General features: G+C 62.6%; 12 protein-coding genes. 5 read left to right on the forward strand and 7 right to left on the reverse strand.

Annotated elements, in window-relative coordinates:
* Positions 1-34 precede the first annotated feature (34 nt).
* Positions 35-1,519: a TolC family protein gene (locus tag V7756_RS10960; protein WP_335610210.1), complete on the forward strand. Its 1,485-nt coding sequence runs from the start codon at positions 35-37 to the stop codon at positions 1,517-1,519.
* A gap of 486 nt (positions 1,520-2,005) precedes the next feature.
* A complete protein-coding gene (gene trmL, locus V7756_RS10965) occupies positions 2,006-2,470 on the forward strand; it encodes a tRNA (uridine(34)/cytosine(34)/5-carboxymethylaminomethyluridine(34)-2'-O)-methyltransferase TrmL (RefSeq protein WP_335610211.1) in 465 nt (154 codons plus the stop codon).
* A 268-nt stretch (positions 2,471-2,738) separates the two neighbouring features.
* On the opposite strand, the gene V7756_RS10970 is transcribed toward trmL, so the two are convergent.
* A complete protein-coding gene (locus tag V7756_RS10970; RefSeq protein ID WP_335610212.1) occupies positions 2,739-3,716 on the reverse strand; it encodes an NADPH:quinone oxidoreductase family protein in 978 nt (325 codons plus the stop codon).
* A gap of 309 nt (positions 3,717-4,025) precedes the next feature.
* Between V7756_RS10970 and V7756_RS10975 the strand changes: the two genes are divergently transcribed.
* Positions 4,026-4,436, forward strand: a complete 411-nt coding sequence (locus tag V7756_RS10975; protein WP_335610213.1) for a flagellar basal body-associated FliL family protein — start codon at positions 4,026-4,028, stop codon at positions 4,434-4,436.
* A 60-nt stretch (positions 4,437-4,496) separates the two neighbouring features.
* Here the strand turns inward: V7756_RS10975 and gshA are convergent, their stop codons facing one another.
* The 3 genes from gshA to V7756_RS10990 form a co-directional block, all read right to left on the reverse strand.
* On the reverse strand, positions 4,497-6,074 hold the full coding sequence (gshA, locus tag V7756_RS10980; protein ID WP_335610214.1) for a glutamate--cysteine ligase: 1,578 nt from the start codon (positions 6,072-6,074) through the stop codon (positions 4,497-4,499).
* Positions 6,075-6,160: 86 nt separating this feature from the next.
* Entirely contained in the window at positions 6,161-6,565 is a 405-nt protein-coding gene (locus V7756_RS10985) for a PaaI family thioesterase (protein WP_335610215.1), read from the reverse strand.
* Positions 6,566-6,569: 4 nt separating this feature from the next.
* A complete protein-coding gene (locus V7756_RS10990; RefSeq protein WP_335610216.1) occupies positions 6,570-8,897 on the reverse strand; it encodes a Tex family protein in 2,328 nt (775 codons plus the stop codon).
* A gap of 226 nt (positions 8,898-9,123) precedes the next feature.
* On the opposite strand from V7756_RS10990, the gene ompR reads away from it, so the two are divergent.
* Together ompR and V7756_RS11000 are read left to right on the forward strand one after the other, a co-directional pair.
* Entirely contained in the window at positions 9,124-9,846 is a 723-nt protein-coding gene (gene ompR, locus V7756_RS10995) for an osmolarity response regulator transcription factor OmpR (RefSeq protein ID WP_335610217.1), read from the forward strand.
* Positions 9,843-11,144 carry an ATP-binding protein gene (locus tag V7756_RS11000; RefSeq protein ID WP_335610218.1) on the forward strand — a complete coding sequence of 434 codons (1,302 nt, stop codon included), beginning with the start codon at positions 9,843-9,845 and terminating at the stop codon, positions 11,142-11,144. The genes ompR and V7756_RS11000 overlap by 4 nt, the downstream gene beginning before the upstream one ends.
* Here the strand turns inward: V7756_RS11000 and V7756_RS11005 are convergent, their stop codons facing one another.
* The 3 genes from V7756_RS11005 to V7756_RS11015 all read right to left on the reverse strand — a co-directional run.
* Positions 11,145-11,621 carry a chemotaxis protein CheW gene (locus V7756_RS11005; RefSeq protein WP_335610219.1) on the reverse strand — a complete coding sequence of 159 codons (477 nt, stop codon included), beginning with the start codon at positions 11,619-11,621 and terminating at the stop codon, positions 11,145-11,147.
* 51 nt (positions 11,622-11,672) lie between these two features.
* Positions 11,673-12,638: a chemotaxis protein CheB gene (locus V7756_RS11010; RefSeq protein WP_335610220.1), complete on the reverse strand. Its 966-nt coding sequence runs from the start codon at positions 12,636-12,638 to the stop codon at positions 11,673-11,675.
* Positions 12,631-17,270: Hpt domain-containing protein (locus V7756_RS11015; RefSeq protein ID WP_335610221.1), on the reverse strand; the 4,640-nt coding region annotated here is incomplete at its 5' end. The genes V7756_RS11010 and V7756_RS11015, both read right to left, overlap by 8 nt.

Below are 17,270 nucleotides of genomic sequence, written 5' to 3' on the forward strand. Positions count from 1 at the left end.
CGCCGACGTGCCGTACAAAGGGGGCGGCTGCCGCATGAAGCATAATTACAGAACAGTGGGTGTCAGCCTGCTGGCACTGGCCATTACCGGCTGTGCCGTGCACACCCAGCCCATCGCGCTGAGCACCAGCGCCGAGCGCGCGCAGCAGGACTTGAGCGCGATCTACCAGAATCAGGAACCACTCAGTGGCCCGCTCACGCTGCACGATGCCATGGCCAGAGCGGTCAAATACAACCTGGAAGCACGGCTCAAGGTCATGGAGCAGGCACTGTCCGAGCGGCAGCTGGACCTCGCCACCTTCGACATGCTGCCCCGCATGGCCATGTCTGCCGGTTACGCTGGGCGCAACAACGTCAGCGCCTCCAGCAGCGAAAGCATCGAAACCGGCACCCAGTCTCTGGAACCCTCCACGTCGCAGGACCGTGACCGTGAAGTTGCCGACCTGACCATGGTCTGGAACGTACTGGATTTTGGTGTCAGCTATGTCAGCGCCACGCAGAAGTCGGACCAGCGTCTCATCGTTGAAGAACGCCGGCGCAAGGTGGTGCACACCATTACTCAGGATGTGCGTTCTGCCTACTGGCGCGCGGTGGCTGCCGAACGTCTACTGAGCCGCATTGATGGTTTGATGACGCGGGTTGACGCCGCACGCGGCGACAGCCAGCAACTTAGCGAACAGCGTCTGGGCGACCCGGTAGAGGCACTGAACTATCAGCGCTCGCTGATCGAGGCAACACGTACGCTGGAGCAGCAGCGCAAGGCGTTGTCATTGGCAAAAACGGAGTTGGCCACGTTGATCAACCTGCCACTGGGCAGCGATTTCAGTCTGGCGGCCGGCGAGGGCTACCCGGTACCGGAACTGGCCGTCGCGCTGCCTGAGCTGGAAGAGCAGGCACTGATTCATCGACCCGAGTTGCGCGAGCAGGATTATCAGGCACGCATCAGTGCTGCGGAAACCCGCAAGGCCATGCTGCGCATGTTGCCGGGCCTGGAGTTCTCCGCCGGTGGGCATTACGACAGCAACTCCTTTCTGGTCAATCAGAGCTGGGCCGATTATGGCGTAAAAGTCACCTGGAACCTGCTCAATGTGTTGTCCGGGCCCGCCGCGCTGGACGCAGCCAAGGCCGGCGAAGCTGTCGCCGAGGCGCGGCGCCAGGCCATGTCGGTTGCCGTACTGGCCCAGTTGCACGTAGCCAACGCCAACTACAACGAGGCGCGGCGCCAGTTCGACACCAGCGAGCAGTTGAGCGCTCTTGACGAGCAAATCGTGACTCAGTTGCGCAACCGCCGTGAGGCCCGAAGCATCGGCGAGCTGGACCTGATCCAGGGCGAGATGAGTGCACTGCAAGCCGAGCTGCGCCGCGACCTGGCTTATGCCGAACTGCGCAACGCCTACGGCCAACTCTTTGCCAGCGTCGGCCTGGACCCGCTCCCCGAACAGCTGCCCTCCGACAGCCTGCAGGATATTTCTGCGGCGCTGGTGGCCAGCCAGCAGCGTTGGGACCGCGGCGAACTCTAGAGCGCAAATCCAGGGCGCCAGATGAACTGGTGCCCTGCAAGCTGCAAGCTGCAAGCTGCAAGCTGCAAGCTGCAAGCTTGATCAGGATGGCGGTAGCTATGAAGCCGTCAAGTCGTATTTTACGTCCGTGGCTGTATTACCGAGCCAATGCCTGGGCTTGACCGGAACGCCTCTCTGAGTCATTCCCGCGCAGGCCGGAAACCAGCTTGCTGGCCGCAGCGCCTGGCCTTGATTCAGAGATAAAGGTGGGCTCGCATTGGTTACCGCCTACGCGGGAATGACTAAGGGAGAGAGCGGATACGCTACAGGCGTGCAAGTCTCACGCGGCACCCAGCGTCATACGGGAGTTTCCCGCTTTATCGCTTATGGCTTGTGGCTTGAAGCTTGCGGCTTGTAGCTTGTGGCTTGCGGCTTGCGGCTTGCGGCTTGCGGCCAGCTGCAGCGCACGCCTAAACTGCCCTCCCGACGCCAGCCGATGCCCTGACCATGTTCCATATCGCCCTGCTTGAACCCGAGATCCCACCCAATACCGGCAACATCATTCGCTTGTGCGCCAATACCGGGTGCCAGTTGCACCTGATCGAACCCTTGGGTTTTGAGCTGGATGACAAGCGGCTGCGCCGCGCGGGGCTGGATTACCACGAGTTTGCTGCGGTCAGAACCTATCCGAACCTTGAAGCCTGCCTGCAAAGCGTGAAGCCCAATCGCGTCTTTGCCTTGAGCACCAAAGGCACCCAGGGTTTCAGCGAGGTGCAATTTGCTGCCGATGATCTGTTTCTGTTCGGCCCCGAAAGCCGCGGCCTGCCCGCCGAGGTGCGCGAGGCACTGCCGGCCGATCAGGTACTGCGCATCCCCATGCTGCCCGACAGCCGTAGCCTGAACCTGTCGAACAGTGCAGCCATTCTGATCTATGAGGCTTGGCGACAGTTGGGTTACGGGGGTGCGCTTTAAGCGCAGCTGCAAGGCGGATGGCCGCCCCCTGCAAGCTGCAAGCTGCAAGCTGCAAGCGTTATCAGGATGGGGCCTGGGTATTGTCCGTGAAGTGATATTCGGGAAAATGCTCGCGTTGATCGACCCATTCAGCAGCTGATCTGAGCCGCACTCCGAGCCAAAGTCGCTAGGGGGAAGCGTTGCCGGTTATACAAACGAAACCCCCGCAGGGTGCCAGCACCCTGCGGGGGTTTGCTTGTCGCTTGTCGCTTGAAGCTTGAAGCTGACCTTAGCGTGTCTTGACCACTACCTTGCCGACTGCCTGGCGTGAGCTGAGGATGTTCAGCGCATCTTCATACTCGTTCAGCTCATAGGTCTTGGACACCAGCGGCTTTAGCTTGCCTTCGCTGTGCCAGGCAAACAGTTGCTTGAAGTTGTCCAGGTTGGCCTGTGGTTCGCGGGCGGCGAAAGAGCCCCAGAAAACGCCGACGATAGAAGATCCCTTGAGCAGTGCCAGGTTGACCGGGAACTCGGGGATGCGGCCGCTGGCAAAACCTACCACCAGCAGGCGGCCTTTCCAGTTGATGCTGCGTACCGCTTCATCAAACAGGTCGCCGCCCACCGGATCATAGATCACGTCGGCGCCCTTGCCATTGGTCAGCTCCTTGACGGCTTCCTTCAGGCTGACTTCGCTGTAGTTGATCAACTCATCAGCGCCAGCAGCCTTGGCCACTTCGAGCTTTTCTGCGCTGGAGGCGGCCGCGATCACCCGAGCGCCCATGGCCTTGCCGATCTCGACTGCGGCCAGGCCCACGCCACCGGAGGCGCCCAGCACCAGCAGAGTCTCGCCCGGCTGCAGGTCGCCGCGCTGCTTGAGCGCGTGCATGGAGGTGCCGTAGGTCATGCTGAAGCCGGAAGCAGTAATGTAATCCATGTCGTCGGGCATAGGCAGTACACGCATGGCATCGGTGGCCACCTTTTCGGCAAAGCTGCCAAAACCGGTCAGACCCATGACGCGATCACCTACTTTCAGGTGCTTGACCTTCTCGCCCACGCTGGCAACGACACCTGCCGCTTCACCGCCCGGAGAGAACGGGAACGGCGGCTTGACCTGGTATTTGCCTTCGATGATCAGAGTGTCTGGAAAGTTGACCCCGGCGGCGTGAATGTCGATAACCACTTCATTGGGCTTGGCAACCGGATCGGCAGTTTCTTCCAGCACCAGACTACTGGCAGGACCATAGGCTTTGCATAGAACGGCTTTCATTGTTGTCTCCTTGGCTCGAGCAGGTTGTGATAACAGTAGCCGGGACAGCCAAGGACGAAAGACAGCGTGCCTTGCCAGCGGCAAAGCGTTGCAACGCCATTTTTCGTACTCTTGGCAGCGCAGGTGGTCTTGCCGCCACCTGTCAGGGCCATGATGCGCACAGTCTAGACGTTTAACCCGCACCGGGGTCAATCACCATGCTCTGAAGTGATGGGTCTGCATAACATTCGCGTCAGCCAGAGCGCACTTGTGTTTGGCGCAGCTCCAAGGCTCGGCTATCCTGTGACCATATTTACGGAGCCCCAGACCATGCACAGCAGACGCCTACCCCTGCTTTTCCTCGCCGCCTTGCTGGCACTGCCTTGCAGTGTTGGCGCAGCAGAGGAAGAAGCCCCAGCCCAAGCCACCGCCTACGTTGAAATGAAGCCATCCTTTGTTGGCACCATAGGCACCGGCCCGCGTATCCAGTATCTGAAGGCCGATGTGGCGCTGCGCACCGAAGACCCGGCTGCGGTCGCCAAGATCGAGTACCACGACCCGCTGATCCGCAATGCCCTGGTCACCCTGTTTGCGCGTCAGACCGCTGATGACCTGGCCTCGCTGGATGGCAAGGAGGCGCTGCGCGCTCGGGCGCTGGAAGCAGTCCAGGCCGTGCTGACGGAAGAAGAAGGCGCCCCCTTGGTCGAAGATCTGCTGTTCACCAACCTTATAGTGCAATAACTAGTGCAGTAACTCGAACCGCAGCCGGCCGTGAAACGGCCGGCTGCGCTGATAACACCTTTAGCCGCGCGGGCTCAGATAGCGCTCCAGGTAACTGTCGAAATCCAGGGTGTCGGACGCTTCCAGTGCCTGCTGCTCGGCCAACGACTGCGCCGCAATACCCTCAGATTGCGCCTGCACCTCGGCGCTCAGCGGGCGGTTCCGGAAATAGCGGTTGTGCTCTTCCGACTGTGCCAGAGCAAAGCGGAAGAAGCTGTCACCCTGCTCGGCTATAGCCGCCAGCACGCGCGCTGAGGGGGTCAGGCTGGCATCCTCCAGCTTGGCGCGCTGCTGTTCGAGACTGGCAGAGAACTGCTCGCTGCCGCTGGCGCTGTCGAGCAATTCGGCGCAGGCCGCAATGCTACCTAGCAGGCTCTTGCCCCACTCGGCAAGATCGCGTTGCTGGCCGGCATCCTCCAGACGCAACCCAGGCTCACGCCCGCGCTTGACCGTCAGATTGAAATTGTCCGTGACCGCCTGACATTCCGCATCGCCAAGCTCCGGACTGTCCTGCAGCGCACAGAACAGCAGGAAGCTGTCCATAAAGTGCGCCGTGACCGGGTCCACCCCAAGCGGAGCGAAGGGGTCGATGTCCAGACAACGCACTTCGATATACTCGACGCCGCGGTCGGCCAGCGCGTGCACCGGCTTTTCTCCGCTCTGGGTCACGCGCTTGGGCCGAATCGGGCTGTAGAACTCGTTTTCGATCTGCAGCAGATTGGTGTTGAGCTGCTGCCACTGGCCATGGGCATCGTGTGTGCCCAGCTTGGCGTAGGGCGCGTAGGGCAAGCTGATGGCGTCGAGCATGCTGCCGATGTAGTTATCCAGGCTGTTGTAACAGATGTTCAGGCCAGCCTGGGCGTTGTTGTTGTACCCCAGATCGCTCATGCGCAGGCTGGTGGCATAGGGCAGATACAGGCTCTTCTCGCCCAGCGGCTGCAGGCGATGGTCACGACCCTGCAGAAAGCTGGCACAGACCGCCGGCGAGGCGCCGAACAGGTACATGAGCAGCCAGGCGTAACGGCGGAAGTTGCGGATCAGCGCAAAATAGCATGCCGACTGGTAATCCTGCTGGCTGCGCGGATCCTGCTCCTGCTCACGCAGCAACGCCCACAACTGGGGCGACAGGGAAAAGTTGTAATGCACGCCGGCGATGCATTGCATGGCCTTGCCGTAACGTACGGCCAGCCCGCGGCGATAAACGTGCTTGAGAGTGCCCACGTTGGAAGTACCGTACCAGGCGATGGGAATGTCGCTGTCGGTGGCCGGCAGGCGGCAGGGCATCGACTGGTTCCACAAGCGCTCTTCACCCAGATGGCTATAGGTGAAGCGGTGCACCTCGTCGAGATTGCCAAACAACTCGTCAATGCTGCGCGAGACCGGCGTGATGAGTTCAATCAGCGCTTCGGAATAGTCGGTGGTGATCGTCGGGTGCGTCAGCGCCGACCCCAGCCCCGGCGGGTGCGGGCTGTGTACCAGAGTACCGTCCGCGCTCACGCGCAGGCTTTCCTTCTCGATGCCGTGCCGGCAGTCGGTCAGCAGAGGCAATATTGCCGGGTCACGCAGCAGGCCGAGGCGTTCATTAAACGTTGGTGACAAGGTGTCACTCCTTGGGTTGTTGCAGCGGCTGGCACCCGCCAGCCGGTAGCTCGATCAGTATAGAAAGACGCAGCTCCCTGCGCTTGTTACAGGCGCGCGAAGGTGCCCAGACACTTGGCCACCAACGCGCCATCCTGCCAGACCTCACCGTCGACCACTATGGTGCGGGTTCCGGCATGCACCACCTTGCCGGTGCACTCCAGTTCGCCGCCCACCACCGCGCGAGTGTAGTTGATCTTGCACTCGATGGTGGCGGTACTTTCATGCGCTTCCAGCACGCTGAAGGCGGCCGCGCCCATGGCGGAATCCAGCAAGGTAAAGACCACGCCACCGTGCACGCGTTTGGTTGAATTGAAGTGCTTGGCATCAATCGGCAGCCGCAGGGTGCAGCTGCCGCGTTCTATCGCCGCAAATTCGATGCCCACCAGGGCGGTAAACTCGCTGGTGCGTTGCGCAGCAAACGCCGCCAGCGCCGGATGCAATTCGCTCATGGCATCACCTCTTCTTCTTGGCATTGGCGAACAGGCTGGCGAAGGTGCCTTCGGCTGTAGGCTTGGCCTGGACGTTGGTTTTGGCGTTGTGCTTGCTGCCCTGATTACGCGCACGGCTGCGCTCAGCCGGCGATTCGGCCTTGTCGCCCGGCACCGGGGGCGTGTCGTCCAGGCGCATGCTCAGGCTGATGCGCTGTCGCGCGATGTCCACTTCCATCACCTTGACCGTGACAATGTCGCCGGCCTTGACCACGTCGCGCGGGTCCTTGATGAATTGCTGTGACAGCATGGAGATGTGCACCAGACCGTCCTGATGCACGCCAATATCGACGAAGGCACCAAAGTTGGCGACGTTGGTGACCACACCCTCCAGCTTCATGCCGGGCTTGAGATCCTTGAGGCTCTCCACCCCTTCCTGAAACTCGGCTGCCTTGAACTCGGGACGCGGGTCGCGGCCTGGCTTGTCCAGCTCCTTGAGAATGTCGGTGATGGTCGGCACGCCAAAGTGCTCGTCGGTGTAGCGCGCCGGCTCCAGCTTGCGCAGGAAGGTCGAGTCGCCGATCAGGCCGCGTACGTCGCGGCCGGTCTCCTCGGCGATGCGGGTCACCAGCGGGTAGGCTTCAGGGTGTACGGCCGAGGCATCCAGCGGATTGTCACCGTTCATCACGCGCAGAAAGCCCGCCGCCTGCTCGAAGGTCTTGTCACCCAGCCGACTGACCTTGAGCAACTGCTTGCGGTTCAGGAAGGCGCCGTGCTGGTCGCGGTAATCGACGATGTTCTGCGCGATGCTCGGGTTCAGGCCGGAAACCCGCGTGAGCAGCGCCGCCGAGGCCGTGTTCAGGTCTACGCCCACGGCGTTTACACAGTCTTCGACTACGGCGTCCAATCCGCGCGCCAGCTTAACCTGCGACACGTCGTGCTGATACTGCCCCACGCCGATCGCCTTGGGTTCGATCTTCACCAGCTCGGCCAGCGGATCCTGCAGACGGCGAGCGATGGACACCGCGCCGCGGTAAGTCACGTCCAGATCGGGAAATTCTCTGGCCGCCAGTTCCGAGGCCGAATACACCGAAGCGCCCGCCTCCGATACCATGACTTTCTGCATGACCTGGCCGCTGCACAGCTTGATCAGCTCGCCCGCCAGTTTGTCGGTCTCGCGCGAGGCGGTGCCGTTGCCCACGGCAATCAGGCTGACCTGATGCTTGCTGCACAGCGCTGCCAGGGTGGCCAGCGAACGGTCCCAGTCATTGCGTGGCGCGTGTGGAAACACGGTCGCGGTATCCAGCAGCTTGCCGGTGGCATCGACCACCACGACCTTGACGCCGGTACGCAGTCCCGGATCCAGCCCCAGGGTAATACGCGGGCCGGCCGGTGCGGACAACAGCAGATCCTTGAGGTTGCTGGCAAACACGCGGATGGCTTCGTCTTCGGCGCCTTCGCGCAGCTCGCCCAGCAGCTCGGTTTCCAGATGGCCCAGCAGCTTGACGCGCCAGGTCCAGCGCACCACTTCGGCCAACCACTTGTCGCCCGCGCGGCCCTGATTGTCGATGCCCACTGCCTGCGCGATGATGCCTTCGCAAGGATGCATGGCACCGACCGCCGGGGCTTCGTCGCCCAGCTCCAGGGCAATGCTCAGCACGCCCTCGTTGCGCCCACGCAGGATGGCCAGGGCGCGGTGCGAAGGCACCTTGGCCAAGGGCTCGTCGTACTCGAAATAGTCGCTGAACTTGGCGCCTTCCTGCTCCTTGCCGGCAACCAGACGCGAGACTACGCGACCCTCTTCGCGCAGCGCCCGGCGCAGCTTATCCAGCAGCCCCGCGTTCTCGCTGAAGCGCTCCATCAGGATGTACTTGGCGCCATCCAGCGCAGCCTTGGTATCGGCCACGCCCTGGTCGATGTCCACGAACGCCGCTGCCTGGGCCTCAGGGTCCAGTGTGGGGTCGGCGTAGAGCGCATCGGCCAGCGGCTCAAGCCCGGCCTCGATGGCAATCTGACCCTTGGTCCGCCGCTTGGGCTTGTAGGGCAGGTACAGATCTTCCAGGCGCGTTTTGGTGTCGGCCTGGCGAATATCGCGTTCCAGCTCGGGGGTGAGCTTGTCCTGCTCGGCGATGCTGGACAGCACCGCAGCGCGGCGATCTTCCAGTTCGCGCAAATAGCGCAGACGCTCTTCCAGATAGCGCAGTTGGGTGTCGTCCAGACTACCGGTGACCTCCTTGCGGTAGCGGGCAATAAAGGGAACACTGGCGCCTTCGTCCAGCAGCCCGACGGTGGCATCTACTTGTTCAGGACGCACCGACAACTCGGCGGCGATGCGCGCGGCAATACTCTGCATGGGCATTCAATTCCACAATTTGCGGTAACAGGCCGCGCAGTATAACCGAGAGATGGGCTCAGGTCGGCTCCATCATCGCTTCTACATCAGGCTTATCAACAGGCTGGATAGCGCGACCATAACAGCGTAAAACTACGCCAAAAGAAACCTCTTGTAACAATGGCCAGACCGCAATCCGAGCGGCCTTGGGTCACAATGCGAGCTAATTATTTCAGGCAGGTGGAGCATGACGAGCGAAGGCGAGAAAATCCTGATTGTCGATGACGACGTGCGTTTGCGGCGTTTGCTCGAACGCTTTCTGGGTGAGCAGGGCTACCGCGTGCGAGCGGTGGAGGACACCGAGCAGATGGACCGCCTGCTGGCGCGCGAAATCTATTCGCTGATCGTGCTCGATCTGATGCTGCCCGGCGAAGACGGTATGACCGCCTGCGCGCGACTGCGCAACGAGGGCAACACCACCCCCATCATCATGCTCACCGCCAAGGGTGACGAAACCAGCCGCATTCAGGGCCTGGAAATCGGCGCCGATGACTACCTGCCCAAGCCCTTCAATCCGCGCGAACTGGTCGCGCGCATGAAGGCGGTACTGCGCCGCCAGTTGCCTCAGGTACCGGGCGCACCGAGCACCGACGACGACCAGGTGACCTTTGGCGAGTTCGTGCTCAACCTGGCGACCCGCGAGCTCAAGCGCGGCAACGAAGTCAACATGCTGACCACCGGCGAATTTGCCGTGCTCAAGGCGTTGGTACGCCATCCGCGTGAGCCCCTCACCCGCGACAAGCTGATGCAACTGGCACGGGGCCGCGAGTGGGATGCGCTGGAGCGCTCGATTGACGTGCAGATCTCCCGCCTGCGCCGCATGCTCGAACCCGACCCCTCCAAGCCGCGCTATATCCAGACGGTCTGGGGCGTGGGCTACGTGTTTGTACCGGACGGTCAGAACGCGTGAAGGGTGGTCCCGGCTGGCATCCCCTGCTGCCGCGCAGCTTCTTTGCCCGCACCATCTTGCTGGTGCTGCTGGTTACGCTGTTTTCCAAGTTGCTGACGCTGGTCTACCTGCTCAGCAACGAAGACCTGCTGGTCGACCGTCAGTACAGTCATGGCACCGCCATGCTGGTGCGCGCCTACTGGGCCAGCAGCCCGGAGACTCGCCGCGACATCGAAGAGATGACCGGCATGCGCGTGACCGTGCCCGAGCAGGTCCCGCAGGGCGAGTTTCACTGGCCCTACTCCGGGATTTTCACTCATCAGCTGCGTGACGAACTGGGTGACCAGACCCAGGTGCGGGTGCAGACCCAGGCCCACCCAGCGGTATGGATCCATCAGCCCGCCTATGGCGAGTACTGGCTCAAGGTGCCGCTCTACGCCCATCCGCTGCGCGGCCAGCGGGTGTGGATGGTGGTGACCTGGCTGGTGCTGATCGGCATGCTCTCGACCGCTGCTGCCTGGCTGTTGGTGCGCCAGCTCAATCAGCCGCTGAAAACGCTGGAGGGCGCGGCCCGCAGCATTGGCCAGGGCAAGCGCGTGCGCCTGCTCGACAACAGTGGCCCATCGGAGATTGCCGAGGTCTATCGCGCCTTCAACCAGATGGCGCAGGATGTGGAACAGGCCAGCCGTGACCGCTCCATGCTGCTGGCCGGGGTGTCACATGACCTGCGCACACCGCTGACGCGCATGCGCCTGTCTACCGAGCTATTGTCGGATGCCGAGCCGGAACTGACCGACGGCATGATCCGTGACATCGAGGACATGGATGCCATTCTCGACCAGTTCATGGCCTATATCCGCGATGGCAGCGCCGAGACCAGCGAGCTGGCCGACATCAACGAACTGATCCGTGAGGTGGTGGCGCCGCTGAACGCCAATGGCGAAACCGTTCGCCTGTGTCTGCAGCCGGTGCCTGAATTCGAGTTCCGTCGGCTGTCGATCAAGCGAGTGCTGACCAATCTGATAGATAACGCCCTGATTCACGGCGGCGCCGGTGTGGAAGTCTGCACCTATTTGCAGCATGCCGGACCACAGACACGCCTTGTGGTCAGCGTGCTGGACCGAGGGCCAGGCGTGGAAATTCTTGAAGATGACGCCCTGTTCAGCCCCTTCATTCGTGGCGATCAGGCGCGTTCGACCCGCGGCACCGGGCTGGGGCTGGCGATCGTCAAACGGATTACCGACAGCCATGGCGCTACAGTGCAGTTGCTCAACCGCGTGGGCGGCGGCACCGAGGCGCGGTTGAGTTTCACACTCTGATCAGCGCGCCCGATGCAGCAGACCGCCCTGCTCCAGCGCGCGCTCGAGCGCAGAAAGATCGGGAATCAGCAGCTCGTCCGGCTCTTCTGCCACTCGCACACGCTGCAATACATAGCTGCTGCCAGGACCCACCTGCTCGATCTCCGAACGCAGCAGACGACGGGCCCGGGGAATACCCCAAACCCGCAAACCGATAAAGTGCAGATCCGGTACGCCTTCCAGGGCATTGAGAATGAGTGTGCGCGGCTGCGCGTCCATTTCCGGCTCGGTGCCGTCGGCCAGCAGATTATCGAGGTCGAGCATGGGTATCTGCTGATCGCGCCATAGCGTCCAGCCCAGAAACCATTCAGGTCCCTGCGACGTCGCCTGGCTCAGCCGGTAGCCTACCAGCTCCGCTACTGCCACGTTGGGCAGCAACAGTGGCTTGCCTGCCAGCGGAATGATAAGTCCGTTAAGGCTTTCCAGCACGTCCGACATGTCTTGCGATCCTCGTTGAAATTCGTCTGTCGCCAACCCTCGCGCATCGCGCTAGAGAGCCAGCGGCCATTCCTGCAATAACCATTGCTGCAGCGCCGCGGCCAGCTCCTCCGGCGAGCCCTGCCGGTGGCTGTAACCGGCGTCCTGCACCGCCTTGGGCATGACGGCGCAGGCCGCGCTTTGCTCATCCTGGGTCCAGACCTCGATACCCTGCTGACGCAGACGTCCACAGGCGGCTACGCCATCCTCACCCATGCCGCTGAAAATAATGGCGCCGCTGGCGGCGCCGAAAGCGCGCAGGGTTTCATCCAGCACCGCTTCGATCGACGGCCGGTAGAGGCCGGGCCAGGGTTCATCGCTGAGCTGCACTACGCCGTCGTTGCCAAAACGCAGCGAACGCGACACCGGAGCTACCAGCACATCACCACGGCGCAGATGTGCGCCCGGCTGACAATTGATGATGCGCCAGTCATTCTGCCGGCCGAGTATCTGCGGCAACTGCTGTTCAAAGCCGGCGTCGATATGCTGTGCATAGATAAAGGCCACCGGCAGGTCGGCCGGCAGCAGGTCGAGAAAGCGTTTAACCGCCGCCGGGCCACCCAGAGACGCGCCCAACACCCAGACACAGGGAGGCGCATCGTGGCGCAATTGCGGTATCACCACCGGCGCCAGCTTATCCACCGCCGATGCCTCGCCCAACAGAGGCAGTAACTTGCCGAGCAGCCGTCGTTGCCAGCGAGGATAGTCTTCACTGTCGGCCAGCGGAATTTCGCCCGCTCCCAGCAGTACCGGGACCGGACTGTGCTCGAGCAGCCAGTCGGCCAGCGGCGACTCCTCGGCCAGTTCGAGCAACCAGGCGTCGGTCTGCACCGCCTGCATGCGCTCGGCGTCCAGTTGCTCTGGATCCCCGGCGAACACCACCTGATAGCCAAACCCGGCCAGCACGCTGGCCAGCCGCTGACGCTTGCCGGCGTTACCGGCCAGCAAAGCGATGGCCGGCACGCCGGCTTTATTCACGCCGGGGTACCAATTGGCTGATGACCTCCAGCAACTGGGCTTCCTGATAGGGCTTGCCGAGGTACACATTGACGCCGATGCTCAAGGCGCGCTCGCGGTGTTTTTCGCCGGTACGCGAGGTGATCATGACGATCGGCAGCTGACTCAGGCGCGAATCGTGACGCACCCGGGTGGCCACTTCAAAGCCGTCCATGCGCGGCATTTCGATATCCAGCAACATGATGTCGGGTTCGATGTCCTGCAGCCGCGCGATGGCATCTACGCCGTCCTTGGCGGTCACCACTTCCATGCCGTTACGCTCGAGCAGTCGGGTGGTCACCTTGCGTACGGTGATGGAGTCATCGACCACCATGACCAAGGTCGCGCGCTCTTTCTGTGCGCTGATTGCCTGCGCGCGCTCGGCGGCCAGATACTGCTGGGCATGCAGCGCCTGCTGGGCGCGTATCACCGCCAGCAGATCGAGGATCACCACCACCCGGCCGTCACCGAGAATGGTCGCACCGGAGATGCCGGGCACCACGGCAAACTGACGCCCCAGGCCCTTCACCACGATTTCCCGCGAGCCGGCCAGCGAATCCACCTGCACCGCGACGCTGTGCTCGGCACCGCGCACCAGAATCACCGGCAGCGGCAAGCTGTGACCGCTCAGCTTGGGCTGCTGGCCGGTGATCAAAAGATCACCCAGGTAACGCAGATCATATTGCTTTCCGGCGTATTCGAAAGGCGGTGCATCCGGCGCATAGTAGGCTTCCAGCTCATAGCCGGAGACCCGCACAATGCCTTCGATGGTGTTCAGCGGAATGGCGTACAGATCTTCACCCGAATACACCATGAGCGCACGGTTGACCGACACGGTGAACGGCAGACGAATAACAAAGGTAGTGCCGTTGCCCGGCTCGGTGCTCAGCGTCATGCTGCCACCAAGCTGCTTGACCTCGGCATTGACCACGTCCATACCCACGCCACGACCCGAAATCTGGGTTACTTTCTCGGCCGTGGAGAAGCCCGCCTCGAGGATGAACTGCAATATTTCCTGATCGGTCAGCTCGGCATCGGCGTCCATCAGGCCACGCTCGATAGCCTTGCGCCGTACCGCGTCCAGATTGATGCCGGCGCCATCGTCCTTGAAGGTCAGCACGATTTCACTGCCTTCACGGCCCAGGTCCAGCCAGATGCGGCCTTCACCGGGCTTGCCCTGGTCCTGCCGCGCCAGGGGCAGTTCGATGCCGTGGTCCACCGAATTGCGCAGCATGTGCTCGAGCGGACCGATCATGCGCTCGAGCACACTGCGGTCCATCTCGCCTTCGGCGTTGCCGACCACCAGCTCGACCTGCTTGCCCAGCTCGCCGGCCACCTGCCGCACAACGCGGCGCATACGCGGCAGCAGGCGCTCGAAAGGCACCATGCGCGTACGCATCAGACCTTCCTGCAGCTCGGTATTGACCCGTGCCTGCTGGACCAGCAGGGTTTCCGCGTCGCGGCTCTTGGTCGCCAGCGTCTCTTTCAGATCGAGCAAGTCGGAGGCGGACTCGAACAACGAGCGCGACAACTGTTGCAGCTGCGAGTACTGGTCCATCTCCAGCGGATCGAAGTCTTCGTAGCCCTGTTCCAGCTCCTCCTGGTGGCGCGACAGGATCTGCGCCTGGGTCTCCATATCGAGACGACGCAACTGATCACGTACCCGCTCGATGGTGCTCTCGACGTCTTCCAGAATGTGCGCGACATCGGTCACCTGCTGCTCGATGCGCCCGCGGAAGATGGAGGTTTCGCCAGCCAGGTTGACCAGCTCTTCGAGCAGGGCAGAGGAAACCTTGACGCTTTCCTGGCCATTGCTGCGCTTCTGCTCGCCACCGGCGCGCTCGCCGGCCGTCATCGCCCGTTGCAGAATGTCCTGCACGCCGGCCAGTGACAGCCCCGAGGCCTCCGTCTGCAGCGCAGGCGCAGTGACAACCGAGGCTGGCGGCGCCGGCAGCTCACGCTCGACAGGCGCATGCCAACTGATCTGCTCCGGAGGACTGCTGCCGGCCGAAAGCGCAGTCACCCGCGCCTGCAATGTGGCCAGACTGGCCTGCAAAGCGTCCTGATCGGCCGGAGACTGTTGCAACGCCAGTTCCAGCGTCTTGGCGTGTTCAGCCAATGCCTGTTGCCCGGCCAGTCTGGCGCTGCCCTTGAGCGTTTGAATCCGGTGCAGCATTTGCGCTGCGGCAGCGGCGTCCACTTCCCGTTGCAGCAGAAGATCGGCACAAGGGGCCAGCAATTCGTGCGCCTCCTCGACAAATATCGCCAGCATGGCATCCAGCGGCTGCGGTTCGACGGCAGCTTGCGGCTGCGCTGGCACCTCGGCAACAGGTTCTGCGCAGGCGCTGGGTTCTGCCATCGCACCGGGCAGGCGCGGCGGCTCCGCAGGATTCTTGCGGAAGCGACTGATCGCCGCAATCAACGCAGCGCCATCGCTGATGGGACGACCGGCCACCACACCGTCGACCATGTCGGCCAGGGCGTCGTGGCAGGCATGCAATAGCTCGAACAGTGGTGGCGTGACTTCGTAGCGATGCTCGCACAGCGCTTCGTAGACGAACTCCATCTCGTGCGAGAGGTCGCCCACAGGACGAATCTCCGCCATGCGCGCGCCGCCCTTGAGGGTATGCAGGTCGCGTTGCAGCGACTCTACTGCAATGGTATTGCCGGTATCGGCCATCCACTGCTGCAGGCTGGCGGAGGCACTCTCAATGATCTCCTGCGCCTCTTCCAGGAAGATATCCACCAGTTCTGCGTCGGTTCCCGCTTCGCTGGGGTTCCAGGTGCCGCTCTGCTCGGGTGCCGAGCTGGCCGCCTGAATGGTCGACTGGATCGGCACCGAGGGAACCAGCGCCTGCAGCGCAGCGATTTCTTCGATGGCCGAATCCAAATGCTGATGTGCGGCCACTTGGTCCATCATGCTGATCACACGTTCGTGACCCGCCGACAGCGCGCTCAGTGCCTGGTGGTCAAGCTCATGACCTTCCAGTACGCGCTCGTGAACCAGCTCAAGTGCCTGGCACAGTTCCTCCAGCGCGGGCAATTCCACATCGGCGGCCACATCGGCCAGGGCGCGCAGCGCGCCAATGAGTTCACGGCTGTCGACTGCGGCTGTCGGATCAGCCTGTCGGGCATCCAGCTGGTCTGCTGCATCCAGCAGTTGATCGATGCCCTCGGTGAGGAAGATCGACATCAGACTGCTGCTGGTATCGCCATCATCCAGGCCGGCGCGGCTGGCTTCTCGAGCCGCCAAGGCCTGCTGATGCAGCGCGTGCAGCCGCTGCAAGAAGGCTTCGCTGCCCGGAATCGGCTGGTCAGGGCCGAAGCCGAGCTGGGCCAGCCCGGCTTCAAACAGCTCTACCGCATCGCTCAGCAGGTTGACCAACGCTTGATCGGCCGGGATGAGGTTGGCCTTGAACTCCTTGGCCAGCTTCTCCAGCGGTGTAGCCAAGGTGGCGATCGACTGCACGCCAGCCATGTGCGCACTGCCCTTGAGCGTATGCAGGGCGCGCTGCAGGGCATCACTGACGCTGCGCGGCACGCCCTGCAGGGCGCACTCATGCAGGTAGGCGTTTATCTGGTCGATATGATGCCGGGTTTCGTTGCGGAAAATATCCAGCAACACCGGGTCCATGCCCGATTCGATTGGCTCTGGCTCTGGCTCTGGCTCTGGCTCTGGCTCTGGCTCTGGCTCTGGCTCTGGCTCTGGCTCTGCAGGGAGTGTGGGCGGCTGCGACCAGCTGTCCAGCGAATCGGTCTCGATCAGCTCCGGCATGTCTTCGTGGAGGCTCAGATCGGCTTCCGGTTCGGCCAGCTGTTCGGGCAGGAGGTCGAGGTCGATTTCCTCGGCTTCCAGCGGCGGCAGGTCATCCTGCAGCAAGAGCTCTGGCTCGAATTCCGGCGCCGTCATCGGGTCGGCAAGGTCGAGGTTATCTGAGCTATCCGAGACGTCGGATTGCCACTCGGCCGTTTCTTCGGGCGCTAAGCCTTGTTCTTCTGGCTGCTCGTCCCGCTGCTCTTCCAGCACCTCTGCCTGATCGAGCATCGGTTCCTGTGCTGCAGGCTCAACCTGGGCCGCAGGCTCCTGATCGGCCAGCGCTTCGCCACGCGAAAGGGCGTCGGCCTGGGCGCTCAATTGCGCCACTTCCGGCCAGGGGCGTTGCTGATGGCTGGCGAAGTCGTCAACCAGACGCGGCATCAGTGCGCGCACGGCATTGACCACGCTGAATACATCGGCATTCAGTTCGATACTGTGATCAATGACCCGGTTGAGCATGTTTTCAACCGACCACGCCAGCTCGGCAAGAATGCCCGCCTTGACCATGCGGCCGCTGCCCTTGAGGGTATGGAAAGCGCGGCGAACTTCCGCCAGCGCCTTGTGATCATCGTGATTCTGTTGCCACGCCGGCGTGAACTCGCTGAGCGTATCCAGCACTTCGCCCGCTTCCTCGACGAAGATTTCCACCAGCTCGGCGTCCATCTCGTCGTCTTCGACAACCTCAGGCGCGGCAGGAGCAATCACTGCTGGTGCGGTCTCGGTCTCGGTCTCGGTCTCGGTCTCGGTCTCGGTCTCGGTCTCGGTCTCGGTCTCGGTCTCGGTCTCGGTCTCGGTCT

This window comes from Halopseudomonas sp., from assembly GCF_036961105.1.
In the GTDB taxonomy this organism is placed as follows: Bacteria; Pseudomonadota; Gammaproteobacteria; order Pseudomonadales; family Pseudomonadaceae; genus Halopseudomonas.

What these genes read in the sequence shown, in the direction of transcription:
- V7756_RS10975 (WP_335610213.1), top strand. Translation starts at nt 4,026, where the DNA reads ATGCACAGCAGACGCCTACCCCTGCTTTTCCTCGCCGCCTTGCTGGCA.
- V7756_RS10990 (WP_335610216.1), bottom strand. Translation starts at nt 8,897, where the DNA reads ATGCAGAGTATTGCCGCGCGCATCGCCGCCGAGTTGTCGGTGCGTCCT.
- ompR (WP_335610217.1), top strand. Translation starts at nt 9,124, where the DNA reads ATGACGAGCGAAGGCGAGAAAATCCTGATTGTCGATGACGACGTGCGT.
- V7756_RS10985 (WP_335610215.1), bottom strand. Translation starts at nt 6,565, where the DNA reads ATGAGCGAATTGCATCCGGCGCTGGCGGCGTTTGCTGCGCAACGCACC.
- trmL (WP_335610211.1), top strand. Translation starts at nt 2,006, where the DNA reads ATGTTCCATATCGCCCTGCTTGAACCCGAGATCCCACCCAATACCGGC.
- V7756_RS11005 (WP_335610219.1), bottom strand. Translation starts at nt 11,621, where the DNA reads ATGTCGGACGTGCTGGAAAGCCTTAACGGACTTATCATTCCGCTGGCA.
- V7756_RS10960 (WP_335610210.1), top strand. Translation starts at nt 35, where the DNA reads ATGAAGCATAATTACAGAACAGTGGGTGTCAGCCTGCTGGCACTGGCC.
- V7756_RS10970 (WP_335610212.1), bottom strand. Translation starts at nt 3,716, where the DNA reads ATGAAAGCCGTTCTATGCAAAGCCTATGGTCCTGCCAGTAGTCTGGTG.